Here is a 25,649-nt window from a genome sequence, read left to right on the forward strand (position 1 = left end):
AAGAAAATTTAACCATGTCAGGGACACATAACGATAAAGAATTCAGAATTGGGTGTTTGGGAGGTAATTACGAATTACGAATTACGAATTACGAATGGGTTTTGGGTTTTATTGCCTACTTTGGAAAATAACGGGGGTTCAAACGTGATCCAGTGCCCCCATCGGTGGGATCGAGGAATTGACGCAGGGGAATTCCTTGACGATTTCGAGAACTGCCTAAAACCCCTCGAATGATGTCTCCCGTGCTTTTTTCATCGACGAGGGTATAAATGCCTTGGGTGCTTTGACCACTATCCGCAATAACCAAGTTTTGGAAAATGCGATCGCGCACAAATAAGGGATCTTCCCCAGGAGGAACCGTTAACACAATCCGACATTGAGGAACATCTTCGGTTGTGGCGCACAATGTATTATAACCGTTTTCAATCGCTGTACTCAGTTCAGATAACCCATCGGGACGATAGGACTCTAAACGGCGACTAATTTCGGAGCAACGGCGTTCGGGTGTCCATCCTCCTCCCATATTACTGGGAACGGCCCAAGCATAGCCTTGATTGGGTTGACTCACCGGATAATACATGACGGTATATTGACCGCCAATGACTTCACATCTAAATCGCGCCATCTCTGTTTCCCCGGTTTCGACTTCTACTTGAGGAATGGGAGGGTTTGTGGCGGGGGGAAGGGTTTGAGGTGCAGGAGTTTGTGTCGAATTGGGGGGGGAAACCTGAATGGGTTGTTGAGAGTTCTCGGTGTTGCGGCGGAGTTGCAGTAAATCCCTTAAACTCGGTAAACTTAGCCACTGAGAGCGAGAATTATTCGAGGTGGGTTGAGCCTTAACTTCAGTTGGATAACCCATTAGTGATAGGGTAATGGATAAACTTACGAGTCCGAGTAAGGATGGGCGAAATAGTGAACGAGACATAAATATTTCCTCCTGGGGATAAAATCGTGGTATTTTAAGCTGTTACGTTCCTGTTTAGCTCTTTCATAAATCTTTACAATCTGTTACTTTTCTCATAAAATACTCAGGTGTGAAACTTCAAGGAGTGCAAACCGTAATGTCGGAGGCAAGCAAGCCACTGACAGTCCCCAAAGAATACCTCACCCCAGAGGGTGGTTTTAACACTACGCTACTGATGTTTTTCGTCGCAGTAGCCCTGGTGATCTATTCCACGTTGGGATACTGGCGTTGGGGTTGGCCAGACTGGTGTTGTTTTTTGATTAATGTTTTGGCGCTGCACCTTTCCGGGACAGTGATTCATGACGCATCCCATAATTCTGCCCACAAAAACCGCATTCTCAACGCGGTATTAGGACATGGTAGTGCTTTAATGTTAGGGTTCGCTTTTCCCGTGTTTACACGGGTGCATATCCAACATCACTGTCATGTTAATGATCCAGACAATGATCCCGATCATTTTGTTTCCACAGGTGGGCCTCTGTGGTTAATCGCGGCGCGGTTCTTTTACCATGAAGTGTTTTTCTTCAAACGTAAACTCTGGAAAAAGTATGAACTTCTGGAGTGGTTTTTGAGCCGCTTATTTGTGGTGACGATTGTTAGCATCTCGATTCATTATGGGTTTCTTGACTATATTCTAAACTTCTGGTTTTGTCCGGCTTTAGTCGTCGGGATAGCCTTGGGTTTATTCTTTGACTATTTACCCCATCGCCCTTTTCAAGAACGCAATCGTTGGAAAAACGCTAGGGTGTATCCAAGTCCGATTTTAAATCTGTTAATCTTGGGGCAAAATTACCATTTAATTCATCATTTATGGCCCTCTATTCCTTGGTATTATTACAAGCCAACTTATGAATTTATGAAACCCCTACTAGATGAAAAAGGTTCCCCCCAAACTTTAGGAATCCTAGAAGGGAAAAAAGACTTTTGGAGTTTTCTCTATGATGTCTTTTTAGGAATCCGTTTTCACCCTCGTAAATCCTCAACGGAAAATTAAACCTTTACCCTTGAAGTTCAAGGGATTAAGATTGAGAATTAAGAATCGCTATTGAACAGAGGTTCTTAATTCTTAATTTATTTGAAGAGATGATGATATTCTGGGAAGAAACCATGAAATCTGAAGAAAAAACCGCAAGTCAAACTTCAAAACCCCAAAATCAGAAAGAAAAAAGTAATTTGGATAAAATTAAAGAGAATATTCTAATTTTAGCGATCGCATTAGGATTATCCCTATTGATTAGAACCTTTATTGCTGAACCTCGGTTTATTCCTTCAGACTCCATGTTTCCGACTTTAGAAATTGGCGATCGCTTAGTGATTGAAAAAGTCTCCTATTATTTAGATTCTCCTCAATTTGGCGATATTATTGTGTTTAATCCTCCCACCCAATTACAAGAGATTGGCTATGCAGCCGATCAAGCGTTTATTAAACGGATTATTGGTAAACCGGGTGAAATTGTAGAAGTTAAAAATGGTCGGGTTTATATTGATAATCAGCCCCAATTTGAACGATATATTGCGGAAGAACCCCATTATCAATTACCCCCCGTGAAAGTTCCCGAAAATTCCTATTTTGTTATGGGAGATAATCGCAATGATAGTAATGATTCCCATGTTTGGGGTTTTCTTCCCAAAGAAAATATTATTGGGCGGGCTGTATTCCGGTTTTGGCCTATTGAACGATTTGGAGGAGTTTAGATTGTTTTAAAATCTTTAGTAAATCTAAATAGACGTAGCTAGATTGATTCAATTTGATGCTAATATCTGAGTTGCTTCTTTTAACACTTGAGTGATTTCAGGCTTTTCAGAAGCAATCACATCATTTGGCAAGTGCTTATGATGGGGAAAGTTTGGGAGATTGGGAAAATGAGGCGTACTGTCATAGCGAAAAATTAGGCAATTATTTTCATCTTGAAAATGGTAACGGTAATCGAGGAAATCTAATTGATTATCTGCAACGATGATTGCTTCATTAATTTCTAGTAGGTGAGTCTGATTGAAACGCAATCTAATTCTTAGATTAGCCCGTTTTGGAGTTAAAATTTCTTCTTCATAACGCTCAACATAAATATTGCTACTGTATAGAATAAGTAGGTAGGCGAGAAAATCGACAAGTATGTAACGAAAAGTTAACTGGGTTGTTGCTGCGAGTGAAATTTCATCCGTTGTGTGCTGTAGTTTCCTCTTTCTCCCCTAGCTTGAATACCATTCATTACCGCATAGGCCAGGTCTAATTCATCCTCAAATGTTTGTCCTGATAGTTCATCTTTTTTGAGATGTTGCCACTCTAATTCAATCGGATTCATTTCCGAACAATATTTAGGCAAATAGAAAATATACAAACCCATACTTTCCCATTTTGGCCAGAGTTTTTTGACTTCATGGCATTGATGTATGGGGCTATTATCTTGGACAATGACTCTCATCCGTCCGGCTTTTTCAGCCTCTGCTGCTTCTTGTTCCATCATTTGGATATAACACTGGCGATTGACACCTCCAATCACCAAGCCGTAAACAAAACTGATTTGCTGTTGCAAAAACCCAATAATGCTTAATCTTCGACCCCGACGACGAGTTTGTTCTAAACGTTTTTGTTCCCCTCTAAAATAATAGGTATACCCCGGTTCACTCCACAGACAAAAACCCGATTCATCTAAATACTTTAAGTCAATTTCTCCGGTGGCGGCTGATAATTCCAACATTTCTAAATCCGCCTGTTTCTGCGCGCGGACTATCGGGTCTTGCTTTCCTTTGTGGCTGTTTCTGGCTCGCTTCCAATTCACCCCCTTTTTTTGAGCACCCGTCTTAATCTATCGGGACTCAATTTAACTGACCGTTCTTGTTCTAATTTTTGGGCTAATTGCTCAGAGTTGTATGTCCGGGGTTCTCTTCTGAGACATTCTTCTAAAAATACTAAGTCCTCTTCTTTCCACTTGGCTTTTCCCCCGCGACCGGGTTTTTCCCATAACCCTTCTAGTCCTAACTTTTCCCATTTGTGCAACACTTCTCTAACTGTCTGTGCTGTCCAATTAAAATAAGCTGCTATTTTTTCCACGTACCAACCTTGTGAGTTTAATCGAATCACTTCGGCTCGGTCTTTAACTTTCTGTGGCACATCTGCTGTTCTGAGCTTGAACAGGGTTTTGTCTTGCTCACGAGTTAGAAATACCCTTAAACGAGCACCCATATTTTCATGACCTCGGTAGATTTCTTCTCTCTCTTCATTTATCTTTACATACTTTCGTTTCTTCCTGCCTACCTACTTAGCTTGCTCAATCTGAACTAGGTAATCCGATAAAATATTAGGTAACATCATTAAGTCTTTGGGCGAGTTCCTGATGTAAAGCAAGGTAATGACGATAATCATTAGCCCATTCTATAAATAGGATATCATCGGATAAAAAACCGCGATTATATTGGTTAAAGAATTCCTCTGAGTCAATTTTTTGCTGGTTTTCGTATAAGCTGAGTCGTTTAGCAACAGCAACTAAGGCATCTAACGGTGATGTATATTGAATGGTTTGTTTACGCATAGATTTTTTGTTTTTATAGGGATCTCTAAGGAGGGAAACAAATGCAATCAATATTGCGGAGTTAATATAATTATACAATAATAACAGAAAATAGGAAACCTAGACAATCAAACGTTTTTACCCTATTTCCTATTTCTGCTATACAATGAATTCCAACCCCTACAACGCCTCACCCATTAACGTAAACGCTGACCAATAATAGGGATTCGGATTAGTCTTTTTAACGGTTAACATTGCCTGTCTTAACGCTTGGGCTTTGTCTTTTGTGGTTTGTAGATTTCGATAGAATTCTGTCATTAATTCCCCTGTAGCTTGATCATCCACTGACCACAACGACACAACTAAACTGGGAACTCCCGCACTCAAAAACGAACGAGATAAACCAATCACTCCATCTCCAGTAATTTCTCCTAACCCTGTATCACAGGCACTTAATACTACTAATTCTGCATTTAATTTTAACCCAAAGATTTGATCCGCCGTTAATAATCCATCTTCTGAACCGGAAGGAGTTAAGGCTATTCCACTATTTAAGGGATTTTGGTTATCAAATATTCCATGAGTGGCAAAATGAACAATTCGAGCATTTGCCATGCGATTTAATACCGTTGATTCCGTTGCATTTGCCCCAATTAAGGGTTGTATTTTCAATAATTCTCCAATATAAATTGCCTCTTTTTCTGCAAAAGGTAAGGGTTTTAAAGCTATAGGTTCTTCCCCTGGACTCGGTGCAATTTTAGGCATTTGGGGATTGCCAATAATTAGAATATCTGAGGCTGAATTTGATAAATTTTGCCGTTTTTGATGGGTAGACTCTAAAACTGCAATAGAAGGGGAGACAACAATAGTATGTTTTTCGATTAAATATTTTCCAGTTTCATCTTGTAGGGCAGCAAAGGGCAGATAAAATAAATCATCGGTAGGAATAAAAATAACTCGTTCATCGGGATTTGTGGGTAATAAATCTCCAATGGGTTGAATTAAAAGTTGATAAAGTTGTTGAAATTCTTTTTGTTGAGAAGAAGAGGAAATCGGTATATTTTGAGTAGCTTGTAATAGAGCAGCAGCATCGGCATTAAATAAACCACTACTGCGGGTCTGGGATCGAGTTAATTCCCCTCTGGCAGAAGCCAGAGTAAAGTCACTTTTACAGGCATCATTATTAAAACAACGGGCTGCAAAAATGAGACGACCTAAAGAGGTGTTTTGTTGTTGCCATAGCGGTTTAAGATCAGAGCGTCTAAATTCTATTTCTCCCGTTGGTTTAATCACCCAAATATATAACTCTGATTCTTGGGTTTGTTGTTTACCCTCTATAGAAAATGTATCCCCTACCCAAGAATATTCAACGATTGTTGCCTTTTCTTGTTTAGCAATTTTTTGAAGTTGTGCTAAAGAAACTACCGGAGAAAACTGGCTGGAATCAGGAGTAATTCGTTTGGCTAATAACTCCGCTAAAGCTCTCCCCCGCCCCCGTTCAGAAACTTCTAAAGCTTGATTAATTTTATTTTGAGCAATTAAAACTTGTTGAAGTGTATTGTAGGTACTACGTTGAGTTTCGGATAAAGACACTTTATTAATATCATCTTTAATATTTTGTCGCAGAGATTCTTTAACTTCAAGACTCGCGAATAGATGTTTTTCTGCTTCAGGAAGATTACCCAATTTAAACAAAGTCCAGCCTAAACTGTTGAGAGAATATCCTTCTCCATTGCGATCGCCAATTTCACGGGTAATAGCTAAAGACTTTTGATAGAACTCAATGGCTTTTTGATACTGTCCTAAACTATCGTAAGCTGCACCCAAATTATGGAGAGTACGCCCTTCTCCAAAGCGGTTGCCGATTTCACGTTTAATAGTTAAAGATTGTTGATAGAACTCAATGGCTTTTTGATACTGTCCTAAACTATTGTAAGCTGCACCCAAATTGTTGAGATCACGCCCTTCTCCATCACGATCACCTATTTCACGTGAAATCGTTAAAGATTGTTGATAGAACTCAATGGCTTTTTGATACTGTCCTAAGTACCAGTAAGCAATGCCCAAATTGACCTGAGCATTCCCTTCTCCAAAGCGGTTGCCGATTTCACGTGAAATCGTTAAAGATTGTCGAGAGAAATCAATGGCTTTTTGATACTGTCCTAAGTTAAGGTAAGTATTCCCCAAACCCATGAGAGAACTCCATTCTCCGTTGTGATCGCCAATTTCACGTCTAATGGTTAAAGACTGTTGATAGACCTCAATCGCTTTTTGATACTGTCCTAAACGATTGTAAGCAATGCCAAAACTGTTGAGAGTATTCCCTTCTCCCTTGCGATCGCCAATTTCATGATAAATTTTTAATGCCATTTCCCATGACTGAATTGCGGCTTGATGTTGGCTGCTTTCAAATTGTTGTACTCCTTGATCTAATAATCGGTCTGCTTCTGCTTTTTGTTCTGTAACGGTTTGGGCAAATACCCCATTCCCTATTTGTAATGATTCCCAGAAAAACAGGCTGGGATGTTCTGTTAGGGTTAGGGTAGTTAATAAGGTGAATAAGGTTGTTAATCCTAAATGTTGCAGTTTCATAGTATTGATTTTTAGTTAAATCAAGGGTTCAGTGACGATCAAATTTAATTCCACTTCATTCAGGAGTTTTTGCCAATTTTCTTTTAATTGTTGATCATTAGGATTTTGGCGAAGTTGTTCTGCTAAATTGGCGATCGCATCATGCCAAATTCCGGCTTTAGCATAAATTAACCAATGCTGATTTGTTGGATTTTTTGCTAACTCTTGGGTGAGTTCAGGTGTGGGAATATTGCGTTGAATCAATCCTTGAATAAAGGGAGGATTAGAACCCGGACAATTGAGTTGAACTGTCCAACGATAGGGGATTTCTGTTTGTAATTCAGGACTATTGGGAGGCAAGGTAATCCTTAAAATTCCTCCGTTTTTTTGCAGATCAAAGGTACTTTTATAAACGAGTTGATTTGTGTTATTATTATAAATAACAAAATCAGCCGTTTGAGCTTGGCTGGGAGGGAAATAAATTAATAAACTCGGATGGGGTGAAATTGTTAATTCTAATTGTTTGTCACTTTTGGGAACTAAAGCAGTTAGAGGTTTAAGATTCTCTGAAGTCAAACATTGATCTCGTGTTCTGCCGGGTTGTGTATCTCGTCTCAAACCAGGCTTTTTGTGGTAATCGGGAATTAATCGTGTTCCGCCCGGTTTTGTGTCTTCTGTACCGCCTTCTGTATCATAGGGAACTACAGGAGTTTGTTCAGCGTTTATGGGAACAGGAATCACCCAGAACCCTAAACTTAATATTAAAATTTTTAAACTTAATGGAATCGAGAATAATAATTTTACCATTGCACCTTCTCTCCAAGAAAATTTTGATTTTTATCTGAAAAACAATTTTATTTTAGCCCTAACACTTGATAAACTTCAACAGGTTTTTCCTTTCCCTTCAAAGTTAACTCTCCCCAAGATTCTACATTGTATTTTTTCGGTAAGTAAATTAACGTTTCTTTTGTCGTCAAAATTCGGCATTCTCCAACATGACGGTCTTTCTCACAACTTTCTAAACGGGAAGCAATATTAACACTATCCCCAATTACCCCATATTCTAAGCGATTTTTTCCCCCTAAACTGCCGACGGTGACAGTCCCAGTATAAATCCCGATTCGCATTCCCACCACAGGTAATTTTTGTTGTTGCCATTTTTGGTTTAATTCGGATAAACATTGACCCATTTCTAAAGCACAATCAACAGCATTTTCCGCATCTTTAGCAATATCTTTTAAATGGGTTCGAGGGACAGGAACTCCAAATACAGCCATTAATCCATCCCCAGTAAATTTACTCACAATTCCCTGATGATTTAAGACAATATCTGTCATCAAACTCAGATATTGATTTAACCAATTCATTAAGGCTTCTGAGGAGTGTTTTTCTGCAATGGTACTAAAATTTTTTAAATCTGTAAATAGAATAGTTGCTGTTAAAGTTTGGGGCGGTAAAAACCCTAAATTAATTAAATGCGATCGCTCATTCCATAAGGCATTAGCAATTTCTAATGAAGTTTGTTGCCCTAATAGCTTCATAACGATTTTTTGCTGCTGTTGAAATTCCCAATCTTGATAAATAACTGTGACGCTAAAAGTTAAAATAAAGGCTAAACCCGGAGCAGCAACAGGTATCCAAAAAAGTTGTAAAAATAACTCATAACTGACTCCAAATAAAATGATGAATCCCATAAAATTACCTGCAATTAAAATTAATGGATGCTTAATTTTCAATCCCCAATAACTTCCTAAAATTCCCCAGATGATTATCCATAACCATTCCCCAGGTTCTGACCAAAATCTAAACAGAGGTTTTCCATCTAAAACAGCACTCAGAATATGACTGACCATCTGACCATGAACCACCACTCCAGGCATTTCCTGAAATTGAATATTTCTGTTGTGATAGGGAGTTAAAAAGCTGTCTTTCACACTATAGGAATTCGTTCCGATTAAAACAATTTTATCCTGAACCCATTCAGGTTTATAATTGCCCTTTAAAACCTGCATTAATGTCACAGTCTGTGCAATTTTTTTAGGCGTTCGATAATTGAGCAAGAATTTATAGCCTTTTGCATCAATGTTTTGATATCCTCCTGAGTTAGATTGCAATTTATCAAAAACAACAGTTCCTAATTGATATTGACCTTTAGGATTAAGTTTTGGAAAAATTCCCTCACCTTTGAGATAAAGTAAAGCTAATTGCAGAGAAAAAGCCGTTAATATAGTTTTTTTATCCTTGGCGAATATTAATTGACGACGCACGACTCCATCGGGATCAATTGGAATATTTAGAAACCCCACTTGTTCATCAGGAAGGGTTGGGGGTGGGGAAATTGAAGAAACCCATTGATTCCCCATAAAAGTAACACCAATAATATTCGGTTTTTGCAGTTTTTGAACCAATTCGGAATGACCCGGAGGGACAGCAATATCTCGATAGATATCAATGCCAATGGCGCGGGGTTTATGTTGTTGTAATTTTGCTAAAACTTGGGCTAAAATTCCATCAGGAATCGGCCATTGTTTAATCATTTGAATATCGGTTTCTGTAATTTCAACAATCAGTAACCGTGAATCAACTCCAGGGTCAGAACGCGATCGCATCATTAGATCATAAGCTTTTAATTCTAATGGTTGTAACCCTCCAATCTGACGAATACTGAACAAAGTAATGAGAGTAATTCCACTGAAAATCACGCCTTGCAAACTCAAAATTTTATTAAGGTATTTACTCATGTCTTTTTTGTCTAAATCAAGGGATATAATACAATAGTAATCTTTGATTGATTTTAGAACTACTCTTTTATATAAATTGGTATTTACACCCCAAGTTTAGCAAATTGTGTGGTGGATAACCTGGAGTTTTATTTCAACTCCTGATCAGCAGCAAAAGATGTTTTTTATAAAATAAAACCCCATTTTTCCCCGTTGAATTTCTCAATCTATTAATTTTGGTAATTGCTCTAAACTAAAAGCTGGATGCCAATGATATCCGACAGCATCAGGGAATTTTATTAATTTTAAGCCTAATTTTTTTAACCTAACCCCTAGTTCTAAATCTTCCCAACCATATTGTTTAAATTGACAATCAAATAATCCCGCTTCCTGTAGTTCTGAGGATGTTTTTGATCACAAAGCAGCCGAAGGTTTCATTTATGTTTGGGGTTTAACGACTCGCGTTTGGTCGAAAAAAATGAGAGGTTAAATTCATCAGAGGGTGAGTCCTTGCTCACCCTACGAACCAATCAAGAAATGCGGACAAAAGGACTTGAACCTTCACACCATTACGGTACTAGAACCTAAATCTAGCGCGTCTACCAATTCCGCCATGTCCGCGTTTTTTGTGCCAATTGGTATTATAGCAGAAAATTATCGAATTTGACATTAAGACAGAGAAATCATGCGATCGCAAATACCCTCAACGGCTTGTAGCAATTGGGAGTTATCCCAACCGAGAGCCAAATGAGCCGCAATAGCAGCCCCCCCGGCTCCGACCCCTTCCTTCACATACCCTTGTTCGTAGGCTTGGAGTTGAGGATAACGGGAACCCCAAAAATTCAGTTGGGTGGCTAACAGGGGAACCCTTCCCACCGCTTCTGCTAACCCAACCGTATCTCCCGTTTCATCCTCCGCTACCCAACGAGTTGTTCCCACCACAATTTGCGATTTCTCCCACCGCAGATCTAAGGCTATTGCGATCGCCTCCACTAAAGCATATACAGCTAACATTTGGGTTCCCCCCGCCAGTAATACCCCAACGCTGCGACTGGCAGAAATCGCCATTCCCGCCACCACAATTTGCATCGGATCACCCACCGCCGCTACCAACTTTAAGGGATCAATACCCTGAAATCCAGTCTGTGATAAGGGCCAAAACCCCGCTTGCTCTAAACCTGTTGTGGCGATCGCTAATTTTTGCTGATGATTACATTGGGGATGGCTACTATTGACTTTTCCCATAGCCGGAAAGCCCAACCCTAGCAATATCGCTAAAGCGGTTGTGGTTCCCCCCACAACACACTCCGATAAAATCACATAACTATTTTCAGCTTGTTTTGCTAATCGTTCTCCCCAGATTAATCCTTGCTCTAACAGATGTTTGACCGTTTCTAAGGTCATCGCAGCACCCGATGTTAAACACTGGGCCCGAACGCCCCCTAAATTCACAGTGGGAACCGAAGGGGAAACCGATAATCCCCCATTAAACACATATAAAGGACAGTCCAACGCTTCCAGAACAGCACGAGAGATTAAGACCGGAGAGGCTCCCTTCTCTAAGGGAGGTAAGGGATAATGAGCTTGGGGTTGGGGGCCATTGTAGAGAAACTCCGCATCCGCCACGGCTGTATATTGTCGAGTCTCTGGGGTGGCTCCAGCAGCAGAAATGCCTGGAATTAAAGCGGTGGCGGTAAATCCCAATACACAAGCAAATACAGGGGAACAACCTTGATAGCGGTCTAACCAATGATTTCCTAGGTCAAACTCAGTATAAACGCGAACGGTCATAAAAATAGGGTGGGAGGTTGACACTCCCCAGCCTAAAGGCGTGGGGATTCTTGGTTCAAGGAGATTACTTGCTTAGACAGAATTACTTCTGAGAAAGTAGAGGTATTCTCTCCCCAAGCGTTTATTGGGTCTAGCCCAAAAGTTCCTGTATGCCCTACAGTACCTAACCCTTTCTTAAGGATATTGATAGCGGCGTTTTCATCGCGATCTAAAACACATCCACACTTGCATTGATGGGTTCTAGTTGATAGAGATTTTTGGACAGTTTCACCACAGTTTGAACAGTGTTGACTTGTATAGTTCGGTGGGACAGCAATCGTGATCTTGCCGAATTTAACCCCAAAATACTCTATCCATTCTCGAAACTGATACCATGCCGCATCATTTATCGATTTAGCTAGACAATGATTCTTGACTAAGTTCTTAACTCTTAAATCTTCGTAAGCTATCACATCGTTAGAGTGAGCTACGCACCTTGCTAACTTTACAGCAAAGTCTTTACGTTGCCTACTTACTTTAAGATGAGCCTTAGCTAATCTTGCCCGTGCCCTTTGACGATTTTTACTACCTTTTTTCTTTTTAGATAATCGTCTTTGAAGTCGTTTTAATCGTTTCTCCGATTTTCTCAAGAATTTAGGATTTTCAACTTGGTGACCCTCATGGTCTGTATAGAAGGACGTTAAACCTATATCTAAACCAATACATTTACCTGATGGTTTAACATCTTCTTTAACGTCACAAGAAAGCACAAACTGACAATAATAACCGTCGGCTCTACGAACTAATCTAACCCGTTTAATGTCAGACTGTTTAAAGTATCCTAAATCCCAAGTCCCTTTTAGTTTAAGTGTTCCAATCTCCTTTTTATCGCTAAAATGAATAGTTTTTGGATCAATAAGTTTCCATCCCGTTGTTTTATACTCAACAGAGCGGGAAAACTTTTTAAACTGAGGATAGCCTTTCTTTCCGATTACCTTCTTTTTGCAGTTATCAAAGAAACGGGAGATAGAAGACCACGCCCTTTCAGCTGATGCTTGCCTGGCTTGGGAATTTAATTCACCAGCCAATTTAAAGTCGTGGGCTAAAACCCGACAATAAGCCGACAGATCATACTTATTTACACCTCTGTTTTCCATCCAATACCTTAAGCATTTATTGCGGATGAATTGAGCGGTGCGAATAGCCTCATCTATGGCTTGATATTGTTTTGTCTTAGCCTCAACTTTAAATTCTAAAACAAACATTTACGCTCTAGCCCAACGGATAAACCTATCCTAGCACACTAAATATTAAATTGGCAATACATATTTTAAAGCCGCCCTCCGCTACGCTAAAGGGCGGGGCTTTAAACCCAAATTTTCGGTAAAAAATCACTTTTGGCAGAAGCTATTTAACGATGCAGTATGGTATCAGTTGAGATGATCATTAGAGGAATTGGGAGTGAAGTACGTTCCTGATAACCATTGCTGTACTACCACAATACACCGTATAAAAGGAAGAGAGAGTGTGTTCTCTCAACAGTCACTTATCCACAACCAAAACGATGTCCAACCAAGCGTCTGAGCGTCTTAAACAAAATGCTGAAAGAATTATGCAACTGTGGGAGAAGCGGGTTCGTGATGAAGTCAGTGCATCAACACATCAAGATTCTCTTGTCTTGCAAGATTCCCTACCTCTGTACTTAAACCAACTAATAGAGGCACTCTCAGACAGAATGGTCAGGACATTTACCCAAATCACAGACAACCAGGTAGAAAGCACTCGGATTGGCAAGCAACATGGGCATGAACGGGCAGGGTATGCTGACTATTCTATGAGTCACCTCATTTTGGAGTATCACATCCTCCGTCAAGTCATCTTTCAAGTTTTAGAAGAAGAAGCCCCTTTAGGAGTAGAAGATCGAGACATTATTATCGGTTCTATTGAGCAAGCCGTTAATGACGCTGCGACTCAATTCTCCGAAACGTTGCGAGATATTCAAGAGCTCTTTATGGTGACGCTCACCCACGACCTCAGAGGGCCGCTGAATGTGGTCAAACTGGGAACTCAACTGACTCTGCGACGGCTTGAACGAGGAGACTCCCACATTGATGTGGCTGCGAGGATGCTCGGTGCAGTTAATCGGTTAGATTTAATGATTCAAGATCTGCTTGATGCGAGTCGGTTGCGGGCAGGACAGAGCTTAAAAATGAAATTTGAAGAATGCAATTTAGAGGGATTACTTGAGGACGTAGCAGAGGATTTAAGCTTCGCTTATGGTGAGCGGTTTGTTGTCGTTTCTGATGCTGATATCCGGGCTTATTGCAGTCGCAAAGAAATACGACGGGTGATTGAAAACTTAGCCATTAATGCGGTGAAATATGGTGATCCGAGTACGCCGATTACCCTTACCCTCCAGCAAACTGAAACACAGATTAACCTTACTATCCATAATCAAGGCAAGCCGATTTCCCTAGACGCTCAATCAATCCTATTTCAACAATTCCGTCGAACTATTAGTGCTGAGGATCAAACAGGCTGGGGATTAGGATTATTTTTAGCCAAGAGTATTACAGAAGCCCATCAAGGAACCCTTGAGGTTGAAAGCGGAGAAGGTCAGGGGACAAGTTTTATTATCAAGTTACCGAAGGTTATGCTTTAAATATTTTCCAACAGGTCATTCATAATCTAATAAAACTTGTACCCATTTCGGAGGGCGAGGAATCGGGCTATTGAGACGATCTAATAAAAGCAAAGATACCAGATGAACCACAAATAAATAGACAATACTATTAATAAAAATCATCAAAACAGCGATCGCTTGAACTAACATTAAACTCGGTTGAGCCAAAATCCCTAACTTAATAAAAATCCATTCCGCCAGGGAAGCGATTTGGACAGTGCCATAGGCCCACAAATCTCGTCCTAGAAGGATTGACAGTAACCAATACTTAAAGAAAAAACCAATCGCCACAATCACAGACCCGATGGAAATAGACATCCACCAAGCTGCACCCCGTTTCCACATTCCTCCCAAGACCACCCCTAACCACCCATAGGGAATCAAAAACACAATACTGCGAGTCGGCCCCATCAATACTGATAATAATAAAAATGAAGCTACAGCCCCCATCACAGAAGCTCGTTTTCCCCAGCGTAAATATAACAGTGCCATCGGTAAAGAGAAAAATAACCGCAGCACTGGCCCCATCGGAAAATAATAATTAACAAACCAAATTAAGCTCGCAGCACTCGCCAAAAAAGCGGTTTCAACTAGGATGAGAGCGTTTTTATGGGAAGGGGATACCGAACGCACAGAGCTTGAAGTTGAAGCAGAGAAGGGATCACAATCAACGGATGCAACACTCTGATGCTCAGGTTCAGAGGAGCAAGCCGGGGATCTTGATGGGGAGGAATCACTCATGCAATCGCGAATAGAGTTGTATTAGACCAGCATCCGTTCTAGGGCATGGACATCAGGAATGCTTAAAATATCTCGTTCCCGATGAATTAACCCTTTCTTTTCTAGTTTACTCAAAACGCGAGTTACCGTTTCTCGTGCCAATCCACTTAAACCACTTAACTCTCGATGGGGAAGGTTGGGAATTTGGGTTCCTTCGTTAGAGGTTTTTCCCTGACCTTCAGCCAGAAAGAGTAAAATATCAGCAACCCGTGAGGTACTATCGGATTCACGCAATCGTAGACGTCGATTCACCTGACGCAAACGCCTTCCCATTAACTGAGCCAGTCGCATTCCGGCGCGAGGCTCTGTTGTAATTAACTCCACGAAATCCTGAGCCGGCATATTCCCAATTAAGGTAGGAGCTAATGTGATCACATCCGTAGACCGGGGAACCTCATCTAAGGCTGCCATTTCTCCGAAGAGTTCACCTTTACCTAAAATATTTAGCGTTACTTCTTTACCATCCAAATTATAGGTACGAATTTTGACCCAACCATCCAAAATAAAATAAACGGAACTCCCCCAGTCATTTTCTAACAAAATAACTTGGTTTGCCGGATGGTTTCGACCCACAATATGAGATGTCGCTTTCTCAGCCGCGTCTGGGGGCAACCCTTGAAAGAAAGGCGTTGAGAGGATCATCTTGTGGATATCAGATTGATTGTCACGGGAGAAATACCGATCTTCCATGAGGCTGTGATACTACTTATAAATTCGCGATCTTCAGTAGCTAATCAAGAAAGTGGGTTTTTAGTGGATTGCCTGTAAGGAGAATTACTGCTCAAGAGTGTCAATCCTTCCAAAATTACCCCTATCATATTAACTAAGATTCCGCCTCTGTTGATTCCAACAGGAATAACAAATGACTGAGCAACTTTCTATTTTAGAACGATTAGGACACAAAAAAGTTAAACTGGTTTAGTTTTTAACAATCTTGCCCCTCGGTCGCGATGTTCCAATCCACCCCAAATCTTAACTTGGCTACTTGAGTGCTTCTGAAGCCTAACATATTATGTAGATAACAACTGCTTTAATCTGGGGAATCCTGAAGATCAAGCGATTGTGGAGTTAGGAACGTACAGAACGCATCAACCAGTCCCATTTTATGATTATTGAGAGGGTTCAGCCTTGAACGTTCAGAAAGAGCAGATCCAGGCACTCATCGCCGAAATTGACGAGGTTCTAAGCCAACCCAACTTACGTTTACCTTGGGTTGTTTTTGGGGAAACCGTCACACGCTCCCGTCAAGTCCTAGAGCGTGTGCGAAAATATTTGGTCTTTCTTCAGCAACAGGTAGACGAGGGGGCTCTCCTGTCGCCGATGGAGACCCAGCAATCTGAATCACCGGGAATGCGAGAACCGTTATGGCAAGCTATCCGCCGGGAAATGATTTATCTGCGTACCCATCTGACTCAACCTCTTCAAGAGGAGGTCGATTACTTACGCGCTGAACAACGGAGTTTAGTCCAAGAAATTCAACAATTAGAAGCCCGAAAAGCCCAAACTCTGGCACAAATCCAGCCCCCATCCTATCAACAACAACTCAGTCGTGAATTTTTGCAGGAGTTCATGACTCGATTACAGGATAGTTTGATTCATAATGTTACTGAAACGCTTAACCATATTGAAAACCGCTTTTTAGATTCGGTTTTATTGACTGAATCTAATTCCCTTCCAGCCCTTCCCTCCAACCCTTCGGACGGGTCACAAACTTCTGTTTCGAGTCTGACGCCTGCCCAACGCTTAGAACAGATGCGACAGTTGCAAGCTCAATCGGATCATTTGTTGATGACGCTAGATTCAAGTCTGAGCGTGATCTTTGAAGCGTTACAACGGAATCTACAAACCTATTCTGATTCCCTTTCCCAAAGTTTGGAACGGATGCACAGTTTGGGGAAACAAGGGGAAGTGATGTTTACAACGTTGGTTAACCAACTGGCTCAACAGGTGGGTCAAGAAACGTCTTCCTATTTACAGTCTTCGTTACAATTAACGGAATCTGAATCCCCAGTCATTGGGTTAGAGGAAACAAAGAACAGAGAACCGGAAATTGTACAGTCTGTGATTACTCCTCCGGTTTCCTCTGATGAGGAGTTATCTTTCACAGTTGAGGAATTTTTACCCTATGCGGGGGCAGAAGTTCCCAGACAACCTGGGGTAGGTTTTACCGTGTCTCAGGAGATGGCGCAAGCACAAGAGGAAGAAGAGAAACAACCGGACACGATTCAACCTTTATCGTCCGTTGAGGTTCAATCTCCTCGAACTATTGAAGAGGAGTTAGAGTTAAGACCGGAGGAACCAGGCTTTTCCTTGGCTTGGGATGAGTCGGTGTTAGAGTCAGAAAGTTCTGATGCTGATTTAGACTTAGAAGCGTTATTTAATGGGGCAGAAGAGAAAGAATCCGCGATTGTTAATATTACCGAACCAGAGGAAATCGATTTATTTGGGGAAGATGTTGTTTCCCTAGAAGCAGAGAAAGAATCTCCGGTTGTTAATATTACCGAACCAGAGGAAATCGATTTATTTGGGGAAGATGTTGTTTCCCTAGAAGCAGAGAAAGAATCTCCGATTGTTAATATTACCGAACCAGAGGAAATCGATTTATTTGGGGAAGATGCTGTTTCCCTAGAAGAACAGACAAAATCTCCGATTGTTAATATTACCGAACCAGAGGAAATCGATTTATTTGGGGAAGATGCTGTTTCCCTAGAAGCAGAGAAAGAATATCCGATTGTTAATATTACCGAACCAGAAGAAATCGATTTATTTGGGGAAGATGTGGAAATCCTTGAGGAATTTGATGAAGATGAGGAGGATCTTTCCGAAGATATAGAGACTCTATTATTAGATGAGGAAACACCAACGGAGGCTGAAGGACTTCCAGGGGTGAATGAATCAGATTTTAATAGAGACACAGAAGAAGTATTAGAGGATTCAAAAACAACAGAATCAATACAAAATGAATCTGTTCTCAGTCTGAATTCTTTGGATTTGTTCAATGAATCGAACCTAGATGTTTCCCAAGAATCTAAGGATTTGGAGTCTGAGGCTATTGTTGCTGAGTTCTCGATTCCTGTGGTATCTAATCCCTTTGAGGAAACCTTAGCAGATTTAAGCGATATTTTTGAAGAACCCACCTTTGAGGATGAATCCCCTGTTAATTTAGGTGTGGTGTCTGCCCGAACTCAAGAAATGCTGACAGGTATTCCAACTGTGCAGAAATCTCCTTCCCGTAATCTTGAAAAGCAGACCGCCAGCTTGGAAACGGATGAGTATATTCAAGCTTCTCCAGATGAAAATTTGCTTCCAATCTCCTTAGAAGAAACCAGCGATCAAGTTGATTCTCGGTTATTAATTGGTCGCAATACTTTGGAATTTTTAGAAGCTGATTTGTTTAATTTAGAGCAAGTAGAATCAAAATCAGAAATCAGTTTTCCGACCAAAAATTCCTCTGAAAAATCCCTGAATCCTAAACTTAAATCTCAAACCCTAATTCAAAAACCAACCCTAGAAGTAGTGCCAAAATCATCCTCACCTGAAGAAGTCATTACCTTTGAAGATTTATTTAGAGATATTGGGATGGAACCCCGTTCAGCGCAATCAGTTCCTGCTCTCAGTGTTAAACCTTTAAATGTCCCATCGGAAGAGGCTGAAAATTTGGTATCTCTACAAAGTTTTTCGGATTTAACATTAGATGATGTCTTCAATAGTTTGAATCTAGCCGAGGAAACTCCCCTCCGGTTGGATAATGAACAAGAAGAAGAAAATTCACTCAGTTTGGAAGCGTTGAGTCAAGAATTTTATCAGTAATCAGTGTAGAGATGGGCTATGGCTTGTCTTTAAGAGTTAAAAGTTAATTCACTAATTAAAGTTAACTAATAACTGATAACTGATAACTGATTAATGATAACTGATTAATGATTAATGATTAATGATGATGGTTCAGGATTCAGGTATTGAGACGGATATTTCTGCTTTAGAATTGTTGAGACAACAGACTCAATGGTATTTAGGGATTGATTTGGGAACAACCGGATTATCTGCGGCTTTGTTTCATCGGGACACCCGTAAAGTTTATCCCATTTATTGGCAAGCGGAACAGACGGAACTCTCGGAGGTTGAGGATCTTCCTTTCACGTTTCGGCTTCCATGTCAAGTCTATTATGTAAATTCCCAGGAGGAAGCGACACCTAGCCACTTGCAACATTTTAAACCCTTATTAAATTTGGGAATTCCCTATTATCGAGGTGATGATTCCTCTGGATTAAGGGCATTTCCCATGATTCAATGGTCACAACAACAGTCTATTTTTTTGGGAGGATTTCAGGAAGCGTGGACGGCATTATTGTCTACATTAAATCCTAGTCGGGTTTTACAGGGTCGGGGAACTTCGCGATTAATAGAACGAAACCGGGTAAATTGTCCCACTATCGCGTTACCGAATATTTATCGCCTTGGTGCTGTGGGACTTGATGGCGAGGAATTTCAACAAGCGTTAATGGCTTTAGGGGGGATAATTTTAGGTTGCCCAGTTGCAGCCACAGAAGCTTATCGGTTTAATCTTCGAGAAGCAGTATTAGCCGCAGGACTGGTAAAACGTCCTGAACAAATTTTTATTATTGAAGATGCGATCGCCACCTTATTATATCAATTTCATCTCAATTCTCCTGATCCAAACAGCACAATTTTAATGCTGAATATTGGAGCTACAACTACTGAAATGGCGGTGGCAACCCTACCTCAAGATTTAACCGAGTTTTCAGCTTCCCAGGTCGTTTGTCATCAGATTACCTATGGTGGAGATGCGTTTAATCAGGATATTATCACTCAACTTTTACTGCATCCAAAAGGTTCACCGTTCCAAACTTTTGATATTCCTGATTTCGTTTCCCCCCAACCGGGACATCCTGATTTGACCAAACGTTATCGTTTACAACAGATTTTACAGAGTTCTGAAGCGGGATTAAAATTATTAGAAGTTGCCGAACTTCTAAAATTTAAGCTTCAGCAAACCGATCATTATACCTTGAAATTAAATAACTATTCTTTGGAGGTTTCTCAACAGGATTTAGAACAAAAGATTTTTATGCCTTTTGTACAACAGTTAAATCGAGAACTCAATCATCTGTTTAGTCAAAAAGGGATCTCTCCTGTTGGCATTAATCAAGCAATTTGTACGGGGGGAAATAGCACTTGGCCGACCTTTAGCCGTTGGTTACGCCAAAAATTACCGAATGCGTTGATTACTCAAGATAGCCCCCGGAACCCAGAGAATTCTGATAATAATTATTCCCATTGTAGTCGATTAGCTTGGGGTTTAGCGGTTTTACCCCTTTATTTTAAAGTTTTGGATGTATCCCGACATCAATACAGTGATTATTTTATTTTAGCTGAACTTTTACGAGTATTTCAAGAACAACCGTTATCTTTGTCAGAAGTCAATCAACTCTTAGAAAACCGAGGAATCAATACTCGTTCCTGTCAAGATCGGATTGTAGCAATTTTAAATGGAACATTACCCCCAGGTTTAATCCCTTCAACCTCTGAGGCTTTTTGGTTAACTCTGGAATCTCAAACTAACCCCGATTATCAAGGACTACTGGAAGGAGCATTATTTTATCAAGATGTGGATCACCATTATTTTGTAAGTTTAGATCGCGCTGATATTACTCGGCAATATTTAAGCCAGTTAAGCCAAAATTCTCATCAAACTTGGGAAGAACCTCAATCAATTATCAGTTATCATTAATTACAGATCAGTGTAAGAGCTAGAAGTTAAGAGTCAATCAACTTTAAACTTTTTTACTGATAACTGATAACTGAGTACGGCCGGGGTTACCCCGCCCCTACAACTGATAACTGATAACTGATTTATGAATTTACCCACTTGGATTACTGTTTCCCGTTTATTGGGAGTCCCCTTTTTATTATATGGTTTACATGATCCAACCGTTACAAACCGTTGGATTTGTTTGGGAATTTTTATGATTGTTGCGAGTACAGATTGGTTGGATGGATATTTAGCTCGAAAACTGAATCAAGTGACAGATTTAGGAAAATTTCTTGATCCTTTAGTGGATAAATTATTGGTTTTTGCGCCTTTATTAGCCTTTATTGAATTAGGAAAAATCCCAGCTTGGGGAGTCTTTTTAATGTTAGCACGGGAACTGACAATTGCTGGATGGCGGGTAAATCAAGCTCAAATTTCTGGGGCAAATATTTGGGGTAAATTAAAAACAGTCAGTCAAATTTTAGCGATCGCTTTTCTCATTGCACCATTACCGCATATTTGGCAACTTCCCACTTTAATTTTATTCTGGGTTTCTGTGGGATTAACTTTAATTTCAGGTTTAATTTATTTAATTCCTCAATCTTCCATCCAAACAGATATAGCGCTACGCGCAAGGGAACAGGGAACAGGGAACAGGGAACAGTAAGAATTGAAAGGGTTTCAGGGTTTAAAAATGTCCTAACCGTAATAGACATCTCCAAAATAGAAAAAAGGAGGGGTAAAAAGATGATAAAATTAAATTTTACCCCGGATTAGAGATGAGTAAATTAAGAGACTATCTGGACAAGAATCCCCAGCAAGCAAAAAGGCTATTAGGGATGGAATATGAACAGATGATAGAACTCATTCAAGCTGCGGAGTTATTAGAAGAAGAAAAACGACAGGAAAAAGAAAAAACTAAAATCAGGTTGATTAAAGCAGGTGGGGGTCGTCGGCAGAAATTATCTGTGGAGGAACAAATCTTACTGACTCTAATTTATCTGCATCAAATGCCGACATTTCAAATGTTAGGGTTACAGTTTGAAGTCAGTGAATCAACAGCGAATGATATTTTCCATAACTGGATAAAAATCTTGAGAGAATTACTACCAGCGAGTTTGCTAGAGCAAGTAAAAAAAAACGAGAGTGATTGGGAGTGGGTAGAAAAAATTCTGGTGGAATTTGAGTTAGTAGTAGATAGCTATGAACAGCCCAGGGAAAGACCAACAGACAATGAAGAGCAGAAAAAATATTACTCAGGAAAGAAAAAGACACATACCTTTAAAAATCAAGTCATTGTCATGCCAAATGGAAAAGAAATAGTGGATGTAGCTGTGGGTTATACCGGAGCAACAAGTGATCTGAAATTGTGGAGAGAAAGAAGCCAGGAATTGGGGAATAATCAAAAATACAGAGGGGATAAAGCTTATGTAGGAGAAACAGCAATTAATACACCGTATAAGAAACCGAGGAATCAAGAGATGTCGGCGGAAAAGCGAGAAGAAAATCGGTTAAAAGCCCAACAAAGGATTGTAGTTGAACATTTAATAAGACTGATAAAAATTTATCGAGTTGCTTCAGAAAGATTTCGGTTAAAGAGGCAAAATTATGAAGCAGTAATCTTGACAGTATGTGGATTAATAAGATGGCGAATAGGAGCGATTGTATTACCATCTAAGAATTGCCCAGAATTCTTTTGAGAAATAATTGTATATCAGAGATAAAATTCATTAGTTATTATTAATGTGACTGAAAAAGCCTATGAATCCGTTACTTTTGGAGAAGCCGGCACAGGAGTGCTAGAGATTCCAAAAGTAGCGATAGAGGGCATTTGGAGATTTTCGGAGATGTCTAATGCGTAGCGCTATACTATAGATGAGTGTGCGAGACGTTCCTGTCAAAGTCTAGGAATAAACCCAGAAACGTAAGCAGGGAGATAGGTGTAGATAATTGGTAAATGGACATCAAACCCAACAATAAATCCAATCAAGCCTGTCTTAACTTTGAAAATGTGACCTTAAAGGAAGGTCAACCCCGGAGTCAACGGTACGGATTACCGAACCCTAAACAGGTAGAGTAACCCATGCCAAAGGGGTAAGGCAATTCCCACAGTGTCAGACTGATTATCAAAACACTGAAGTTGGGAATAACGGGAAATCGGATATAAGTCAATATCTAAGGTAATTCTCTAGCCAATTGCCCAAGAATAACGAAAGTGAACATCTGGCTTGAACTGTCGCAAATAGTAAGTAGCGAAATTGACTTGATTACGCTGCGTTCAAAAGAACAAGGGGAAAGGTAGAGATTTCTCATTTCATCTACAAAGGTAAGGTCTTTCTTATGACACTTACTAAGACTCCCAAAAGTACCCCGGCAGACAGGATGATTCTAAAGGCAATAAACCCATTTTCAAGGAACGTTAAAACCCCTCATATACTCCTACAGTGGTCGAATACTGTTAGGTAGCCACAAATCTATGGCGGATGTTGTGAGGGTGAGAGATGGAGTCAGAAGCTAAAGCCTAGATGTAATATTTAGGATACGCTGATAGATTCCGGTTTAGTTGTTAGGTAAGGTTTCAATTAGCAGTAAAAACGGTGAAAACGAGTATAACCAAGACTACGGAAGCATGGAATTCTATCAATTGGGCGAAAGTCCAACGGGTAGTATTTAAGCTGCAAAAGAGAATTTACCAAGCATCATTATCGGGACAAAATGCGAAAGCTCGAAAGCTCCAAAAACTTCTAGTTAAGTCATATTACGCCAAACTCTTAGCAATCAGAAGGGTTACTCAAGATAATCAGGGCAAGAAAACAGCCGGGGTTGATGGCATTAAATCCATCACACCCAAGCAACGACTAGAACTTGCTCAAAACCTGAGTAAATACCAAAAGGCGAAACCACTCCGAAGAAAATGGATACCCAAACCTAACGGAGAAAAACGTCCTTTAGGAATCCCAACTCTACAAGATAGAGTCAGGCAAGCCTTGGTGAAATCTGCATTAGAACCTCAATGGGAAGCCAGATTCGAGGGTGAAAGTTACGGGTTTAGACCCGGACGCTCTGCCCATGACGCGATGTCACGAATCTTCCAAAGCATCAGCAAAGGTGAATATTACATCCTAGATGCTGACATCTCAAAGTGTTTTGACCAGATTAATCATGATTACCTACTGTCCAAAATTGATTGTCCATCAACAATAAAAGCCCAAATCAGACAATGGTTGAAAGCTGGAGTTATGGACAACGGCATATTTGAAGCAACAGAGGCTGGCACACCACAAGGAGGAGTCATTAGTCCTTTACTTGCTAACATCGCACTGGATGGAATGATTAAACTTGTAGAACATATATTCCCTAAAAAGAATGGACGCTCTCAAGCAACAGTCATCAGATATGCCGATGATTTCGTGGTCATCAGTCCACAATTAGAAATCATACAACAGTGCCAAATTGCCATAGAAAAATGGTTAAAACCTATAGGATTAGAGCTTAAACCCTCAAAAACCCGAATCTGCCACACACTAAGAGAAACTGAAGTAAATGGAGAAGTGGTTAAACCAGGATTCGACTTTCTAGGCTGGAACTTCCGACAACATCCAGCTGGTAAACACCATTCTGGAAAAACCGGAGGAAGTAATTCCAAATTATTAGGATTCAAAACCCTAATAAAACCTAGTAAGAAAGCAATTAAAGCTCATGCGAATAAGGTAAAGGAAGTGATTAAAACCCACAAAACTGCGCCCCAATACGCATTAATCAAAAACCTAAACCCGGTCGTAAGAGGATGGTGTAACTACCATTCCAAAGTTGTTTCCAAAGAAACATTCTCCTCTTTAGACTTTATTATATGGCAAAGATTAAGAGCATGGACAGTCAGGAGATGTGGTAAAGCAAGTTACGAAAAACTTAGGAAATATTACAAAAGAAACGGTAATAAAGCATGGAGTTTTGAAACCAAAGATGGTTTTAAATTATTAACCCATGCAGAAACACCTATTACCCGTCATGTAACTGTAAGACCTGAAGCATCACCTTATGACGGAAACTGGACCTACTGGAGTACAAGAAAAGGAACATCTTTCGATGTACCTAAACGAGTATCAACTTTGCTCAAAAAGCAAAAAGGTAAATGTAACTTCTGTGGACAATACTTCACTACAGAAGACATTGCAGAAATCGACCATATTCTTCCCACAATTTTAGGCGGGAAAAACGAATATAAGAACCTGCAACTATTACATCGCCATTGTCATGATATTAAAACGGCAACTGATGGGTCACACGACTCAAAAGAAACCGGATGCTCTGATGATAACAGTCAACTAAACTAGGAGCCGTGTGCGGTAAAAGTCGCAAGCACGGTTTTGAATGGGAGGTGAGGGTTGTAAAGCTCTCATCGACCCCTAATGATATTCTATTAAAATTTACGATTAGAACAGTAGATTAATATTAAAACCAAATTAATCTTCGGGGCGTGGTTACCTCACGCCTACACTGGGATTTGTATCCATTTTTTATGATTAATAAATCGCAACAACAGGTTAAGAATATAGATATCGCGGATGAATGCGGGGGTTAAGTTTATCTTGGACAGGTTCACCGTGTTTGAGGTGTTGTTCAACAATAAGGGGAACTTCTTCCGGTTTAACGCGATAATACCAAATTTCATCGGGAGTGACTCGCACCGTCGGGCCAATATTACATTGACCTTGACAACCACTCGCTTCTATAGTTACTCCCGAAATCTTAAGATTTTGAAAAGCCTCCAGAACTGCAACCGAACCCTGTCGCTGACAAGACTGATGTTGACAAATTAACACACAACGAAGAGGTTGAGTTTCCATAAAGGGTTCTGAGTTACAAGGGTTGACGCTGTTGA

Annotated in this window: 20 protein-coding genes, 1 tRNA gene and 1 pseudogene; 8 read left to right on the plus strand and 14 right to left on the minus strand. The window is 40.2% G+C overall.

The features are described from left to right. Nucleotides 1–115: 115 nt before the first annotated feature. Entirely contained in the window at nucleotides 116–925 is an 810-nt protein-coding gene (locus NMK36_RS27215) for a COP23 domain-containing protein (RefSeq protein WP_254175068.1), read from the minus strand. Between the two features lie 136 nt (nucleotides 926–1,061). Here NMK36_RS27215 and crtR point away from each other — a divergent pair, with 136 nt between their 5' ends. Both crtR and lepB read left to right on the plus strand, forming a co-directional pair. Then, a complete protein-coding gene (gene crtR / locus NMK36_RS27220) occupies nucleotides 1,062–1,958 on the plus strand; it encodes a beta-carotene hydroxylase (RefSeq protein WP_072717417.1) in 897 nt (298 codons plus the stop codon). Nucleotides 1,959–2,071: 113 nt separating this feature from the next. Next, on the plus strand, nucleotides 2,072–2,659 hold the full coding sequence (lepB, locus tag NMK36_RS27225) for a signal peptidase I (protein WP_072717418.1): 588 nt from the start codon (nucleotides 2,072–2,074) through the stop codon (nucleotides 2,657–2,659). 48 nt (nucleotides 2,660–2,707) lie between these two features. On the opposite strand, the gene tumE is transcribed toward lepB, so the two are convergent. From tumE to NMK36_RS27275, 10 genes and pseudogenes are all read right to left on the minus strand, one after another. Continuing rightward, nucleotides 2,708–3,118 carry a toxin TumE gene (gene tumE / locus NMK36_RS29060; RefSeq protein WP_367997225.1) on the minus strand — a complete coding sequence of 137 codons (411 nt, stop codon included), beginning with the start codon at nucleotides 3,116–3,118 and terminating at the stop codon, nucleotides 2,708–2,710. Next, nucleotides 3,091–4,148, minus strand: a protein-coding gene (locus NMK36_RS27235; RefSeq protein ID WP_254172945.1) for an IS630 family transposase whose coding sequence is annotated in 2 segments (ribosomal slippage) — nucleotides 3,091–3,753 and nucleotides 3,756–4,148 — 1,056 coding nt in all. Because the reading frame shifts where the segments join, the coding sequence is not laid out codon by codon here. Before NMK36_RS27235 ends, tumE begins: the two co-directional genes overlap by 28 nt. Before the next feature lie 115 nt (nucleotides 4,149–4,263). Continuing rightward, nucleotides 4,264–4,494: an antitoxin TumA gene (gene tumA / locus NMK36_RS27240; RefSeq protein ID WP_072717415.1), complete on the minus strand. Its 231-nt coding sequence runs from the start codon at nucleotides 4,492–4,494 to the stop codon at nucleotides 4,264–4,266. 159 nt (nucleotides 4,495–4,653) lie between these two features. After that, a complete protein-coding gene (locus NMK36_RS27245) occupies nucleotides 4,654–7,065 on the minus strand; it encodes a CHAT domain-containing protein (protein ID WP_254175070.1) in 2,412 nt (803 codons plus the stop codon). Between the two features lie 15 nt (nucleotides 7,066–7,080). After that, complete coding sequence (locus tag NMK36_RS27250) at nucleotides 7,081–7,851, minus strand: DUF928 domain-containing protein (protein ID WP_072717413.1); 771 nt, start codon at nucleotides 7,849–7,851, stop codon at nucleotides 7,081–7,083. A gap of 47 nt (nucleotides 7,852–7,898) precedes the next feature. Beyond that, a complete protein-coding gene (locus NMK36_RS27255) occupies nucleotides 7,899–9,785 on the minus strand; it encodes a CHASE2 domain-containing protein (RefSeq protein ID WP_072717412.1) in 1,887 nt (628 codons plus the stop codon). A gap of 204 nt (nucleotides 9,786–9,989) precedes the next feature. Next, nucleotides 9,990–10,160 (minus strand): annotated as a pseudogene (locus NMK36_RS29180) (glycosyltransferase family 2 protein); the annotation flags it as partial. Nucleotides 10,161–10,302: 142 nt separating this feature from the next. Next, a tRNA-Leu gene (locus NMK36_RS27265) sits at nucleotides 10,303–10,385 on the minus strand. A gap of 48 nt (nucleotides 10,386–10,433) precedes the next feature. Beyond that, complete coding sequence (gene cobT / locus NMK36_RS27270) at nucleotides 10,434–11,555, minus strand: nicotinate mononucleotide-dependent phosphoribosyltransferase CobT (protein ID WP_254175071.1); 1,122 nt, start codon at nucleotides 11,553–11,555, stop codon at nucleotides 10,434–10,436. Between the two features lie 32 nt (nucleotides 11,556–11,587). Further along, nucleotides 11,588–12,799 carry an RNA-guided endonuclease InsQ/TnpB family protein gene (locus NMK36_RS27275; protein ID WP_072717637.1) on the minus strand — a complete coding sequence of 404 codons (1,212 nt, stop codon included), beginning with the start codon at nucleotides 12,797–12,799 and terminating at the stop codon, nucleotides 11,588–11,590. A 299-nt stretch (nucleotides 12,800–13,098) separates the two neighbouring features. Here NMK36_RS27275 and NMK36_RS27280 point away from each other — a divergent pair, with 299 nt between their 5' ends. Continuing rightward, complete coding sequence (locus tag NMK36_RS27280; protein WP_254175072.1) at nucleotides 13,099–14,196, plus strand: sensor histidine kinase; 1,098 nt, start codon at nucleotides 13,099–13,101, stop codon at nucleotides 14,194–14,196. A gap of 15 nt (nucleotides 14,197–14,211) precedes the next feature. Here the strand turns inward: NMK36_RS27280 and NMK36_RS27285 are convergent, their stop codons facing one another. Both NMK36_RS27285 and NMK36_RS27290 read right to left on the minus strand, forming a co-directional pair. Further along, nucleotides 14,212–14,958: a DUF2232 domain-containing protein gene (locus tag NMK36_RS27285; protein ID WP_072717636.1), complete on the minus strand. Its 747-nt coding sequence runs from the start codon at nucleotides 14,956–14,958 to the stop codon at nucleotides 14,212–14,214. 21 nt (nucleotides 14,959–14,979) lie between these two features. Next, nucleotides 14,980–15,687 carry a Crp/Fnr family transcriptional regulator gene (locus NMK36_RS27290; protein WP_072717635.1) on the minus strand — a complete coding sequence of 236 codons (708 nt, stop codon included), beginning with the start codon at nucleotides 15,685–15,687 and terminating at the stop codon, nucleotides 14,980–14,982. A 438-nt stretch (nucleotides 15,688–16,125) separates the two neighbouring features. Here NMK36_RS27290 and NMK36_RS27295 point away from each other — a divergent pair, with 438 nt between their 5' ends. The 5 genes from NMK36_RS27295 to ltrA all read left to right on the plus strand — a co-directional run bounded on the left by NMK36_RS27295 (nucleotide 16,126) and on the right by ltrA (nucleotide 25,101). Further along, complete coding sequence (locus NMK36_RS27295; RefSeq protein WP_254175073.1) at nucleotides 16,126–18,807, plus strand: hypothetical protein; 2,682 nt, start codon at nucleotides 16,126–16,128, stop codon at nucleotides 18,805–18,807. 121 nt (nucleotides 18,808–18,928) lie between these two features. Beyond that, on the plus strand, nucleotides 18,929–20,746 hold the full coding sequence (locus tag NMK36_RS27300; RefSeq protein WP_083579879.1) for a hypothetical protein: 1,818 nt from the start codon (nucleotides 18,929–18,931) through the stop codon (nucleotides 20,744–20,746). A gap of 124 nt (nucleotides 20,747–20,870) precedes the next feature. Next, a complete protein-coding gene (gene pgsA, locus NMK36_RS27305) occupies nucleotides 20,871–21,434 on the plus strand; it encodes a CDP-diacylglycerol--glycerol-3-phosphate 3-phosphatidyltransferase (protein ID WP_072717633.1) in 564 nt (187 codons plus the stop codon). 112 nt (nucleotides 21,435–21,546) lie between these two features. Continuing rightward, nucleotides 21,547–22,467 (plus strand): IS5/IS1182 family transposase, encoded by a 921-nt coding sequence (locus NMK36_RS27310; RefSeq protein ID WP_072717485.1) that lies wholly within the window; start codon nucleotides 21,547–21,549, stop codon nucleotides 22,465–22,467. Nucleotides 22,468–23,364: 897 nt separating this feature from the next. Beyond that, on the plus strand, nucleotides 23,365–25,101 hold the full coding sequence (gene ltrA, locus NMK36_RS27315) for a group II intron reverse transcriptase/maturase (RefSeq protein ID WP_254175074.1): 1,737 nt from the start codon (nucleotides 23,365–23,367) through the stop codon (nucleotides 25,099–25,101). A gap of 210 nt (nucleotides 25,102–25,311) precedes the next feature. On the opposite strand, the gene NMK36_RS27320 is transcribed toward ltrA, so the two are convergent. Next, on the minus strand, nucleotides 25,312–25,614 hold the full coding sequence (locus tag NMK36_RS27320; protein WP_072717631.1) for a (2Fe-2S) ferredoxin domain-containing protein: 303 nt from the start codon (nucleotides 25,612–25,614) through the stop codon (nucleotides 25,312–25,314). Nucleotides 25,615–25,649: the final 35 nt, after the last annotated feature.

It is taken from the genome of Planktothrix pseudagardhii (genome assembly GCF_904830925.1).
In the GTDB taxonomy this organism is placed as follows: domain Bacteria; phylum Cyanobacteriota; class Cyanobacteriia; order Cyanobacteriales; family Microcoleaceae; genus Planktothrix; species Planktothrix tepida.

Coding starts and splice junctions, on each gene's coding strand:
- NMK36_RS27280 (WP_254175072.1), top strand. CDS start 13,099: ATGTCCAACCAAGCGTCTGAGCGTCTTAAACAAAATGCTGAAAGAATT.
- tumA (WP_072717415.1), bottom strand. CDS start 4,494: ATGCGTAAACAAACCATTCAATATACATCACCGTTAGATGCCTTAGTT.
- NMK36_RS27310 (WP_072717485.1), top strand. CDS start 21,547: ATGAGTAAATTAAGAGACTATCTGGACAAGAATCCCCAGCAAGCAAAA.
- NMK36_RS27245 (WP_254175070.1), bottom strand. CDS start 7,065: ATGAAACTGCAACATTTAGGATTAACAACCTTATTCACCTTATTAACT.
- NMK36_RS27285 (WP_072717636.1), bottom strand. CDS start 14,958: ATGAGTGATTCCTCCCCATCAAGATCCCCGGCTTGCTCCTCTGAACCT.
- lepB (WP_072717418.1), top strand. CDS start 2,072: ATGAAATCTGAAGAAAAAACCGCAAGTCAAACTTCAAAACCCCAAAAT.
- pgsA (WP_072717633.1), top strand. CDS start 20,871: ATGAATTTACCCACTTGGATTACTGTTTCCCGTTTATTGGGAGTCCCC.
- NMK36_RS27255 (WP_072717412.1), bottom strand. CDS start 9,785: ATGAGTAAATACCTTAATAAAATTTTGAGTTTGCAAGGCGTGATTTTC.
- crtR (WP_072717417.1), top strand. CDS start 1,062: ATGTCGGAGGCAAGCAAGCCACTGACAGTCCCCAAAGAATACCTCACC.
- cobT (WP_254175071.1), bottom strand. CDS start 11,555: ATGACCGTTCGCGTTTATACTGAGTTTGACCTAGGAAATCATTGGTTA.
- NMK36_RS27215 (WP_254175068.1), bottom strand. CDS start 925: ATGTCTCGTTCACTATTTCGCCCATCCTTACTCGGACTCGTAAGTTTA.
- NMK36_RS27290 (WP_072717635.1), bottom strand. CDS start 15,687: ATGGAAGATCGGTATTTCTCCCGTGACAATCAATCTGATATCCACAAG.
- NMK36_RS27275 (WP_072717637.1), bottom strand. CDS start 12,799: ATGTTTGTTTTAGAATTTAAAGTTGAGGCTAAGACAAAACAATATCAA.
- NMK36_RS27250 (WP_072717413.1), bottom strand. CDS start 7,851: ATGGTAAAATTATTATTCTCGATTCCATTAAGTTTAAAAATTTTAATA.
- NMK36_RS27300 (WP_083579879.1), top strand. CDS start 18,929: ATGATGATGGTTCAGGATTCAGGTATTGAGACGGATATTTCTGCTTTA.
- NMK36_RS27320 (WP_072717631.1), bottom strand. CDS start 25,614: ATGGAAACTCAACCTCTTCGTTGTGTGTTAATTTGTCAACATCAGTCT.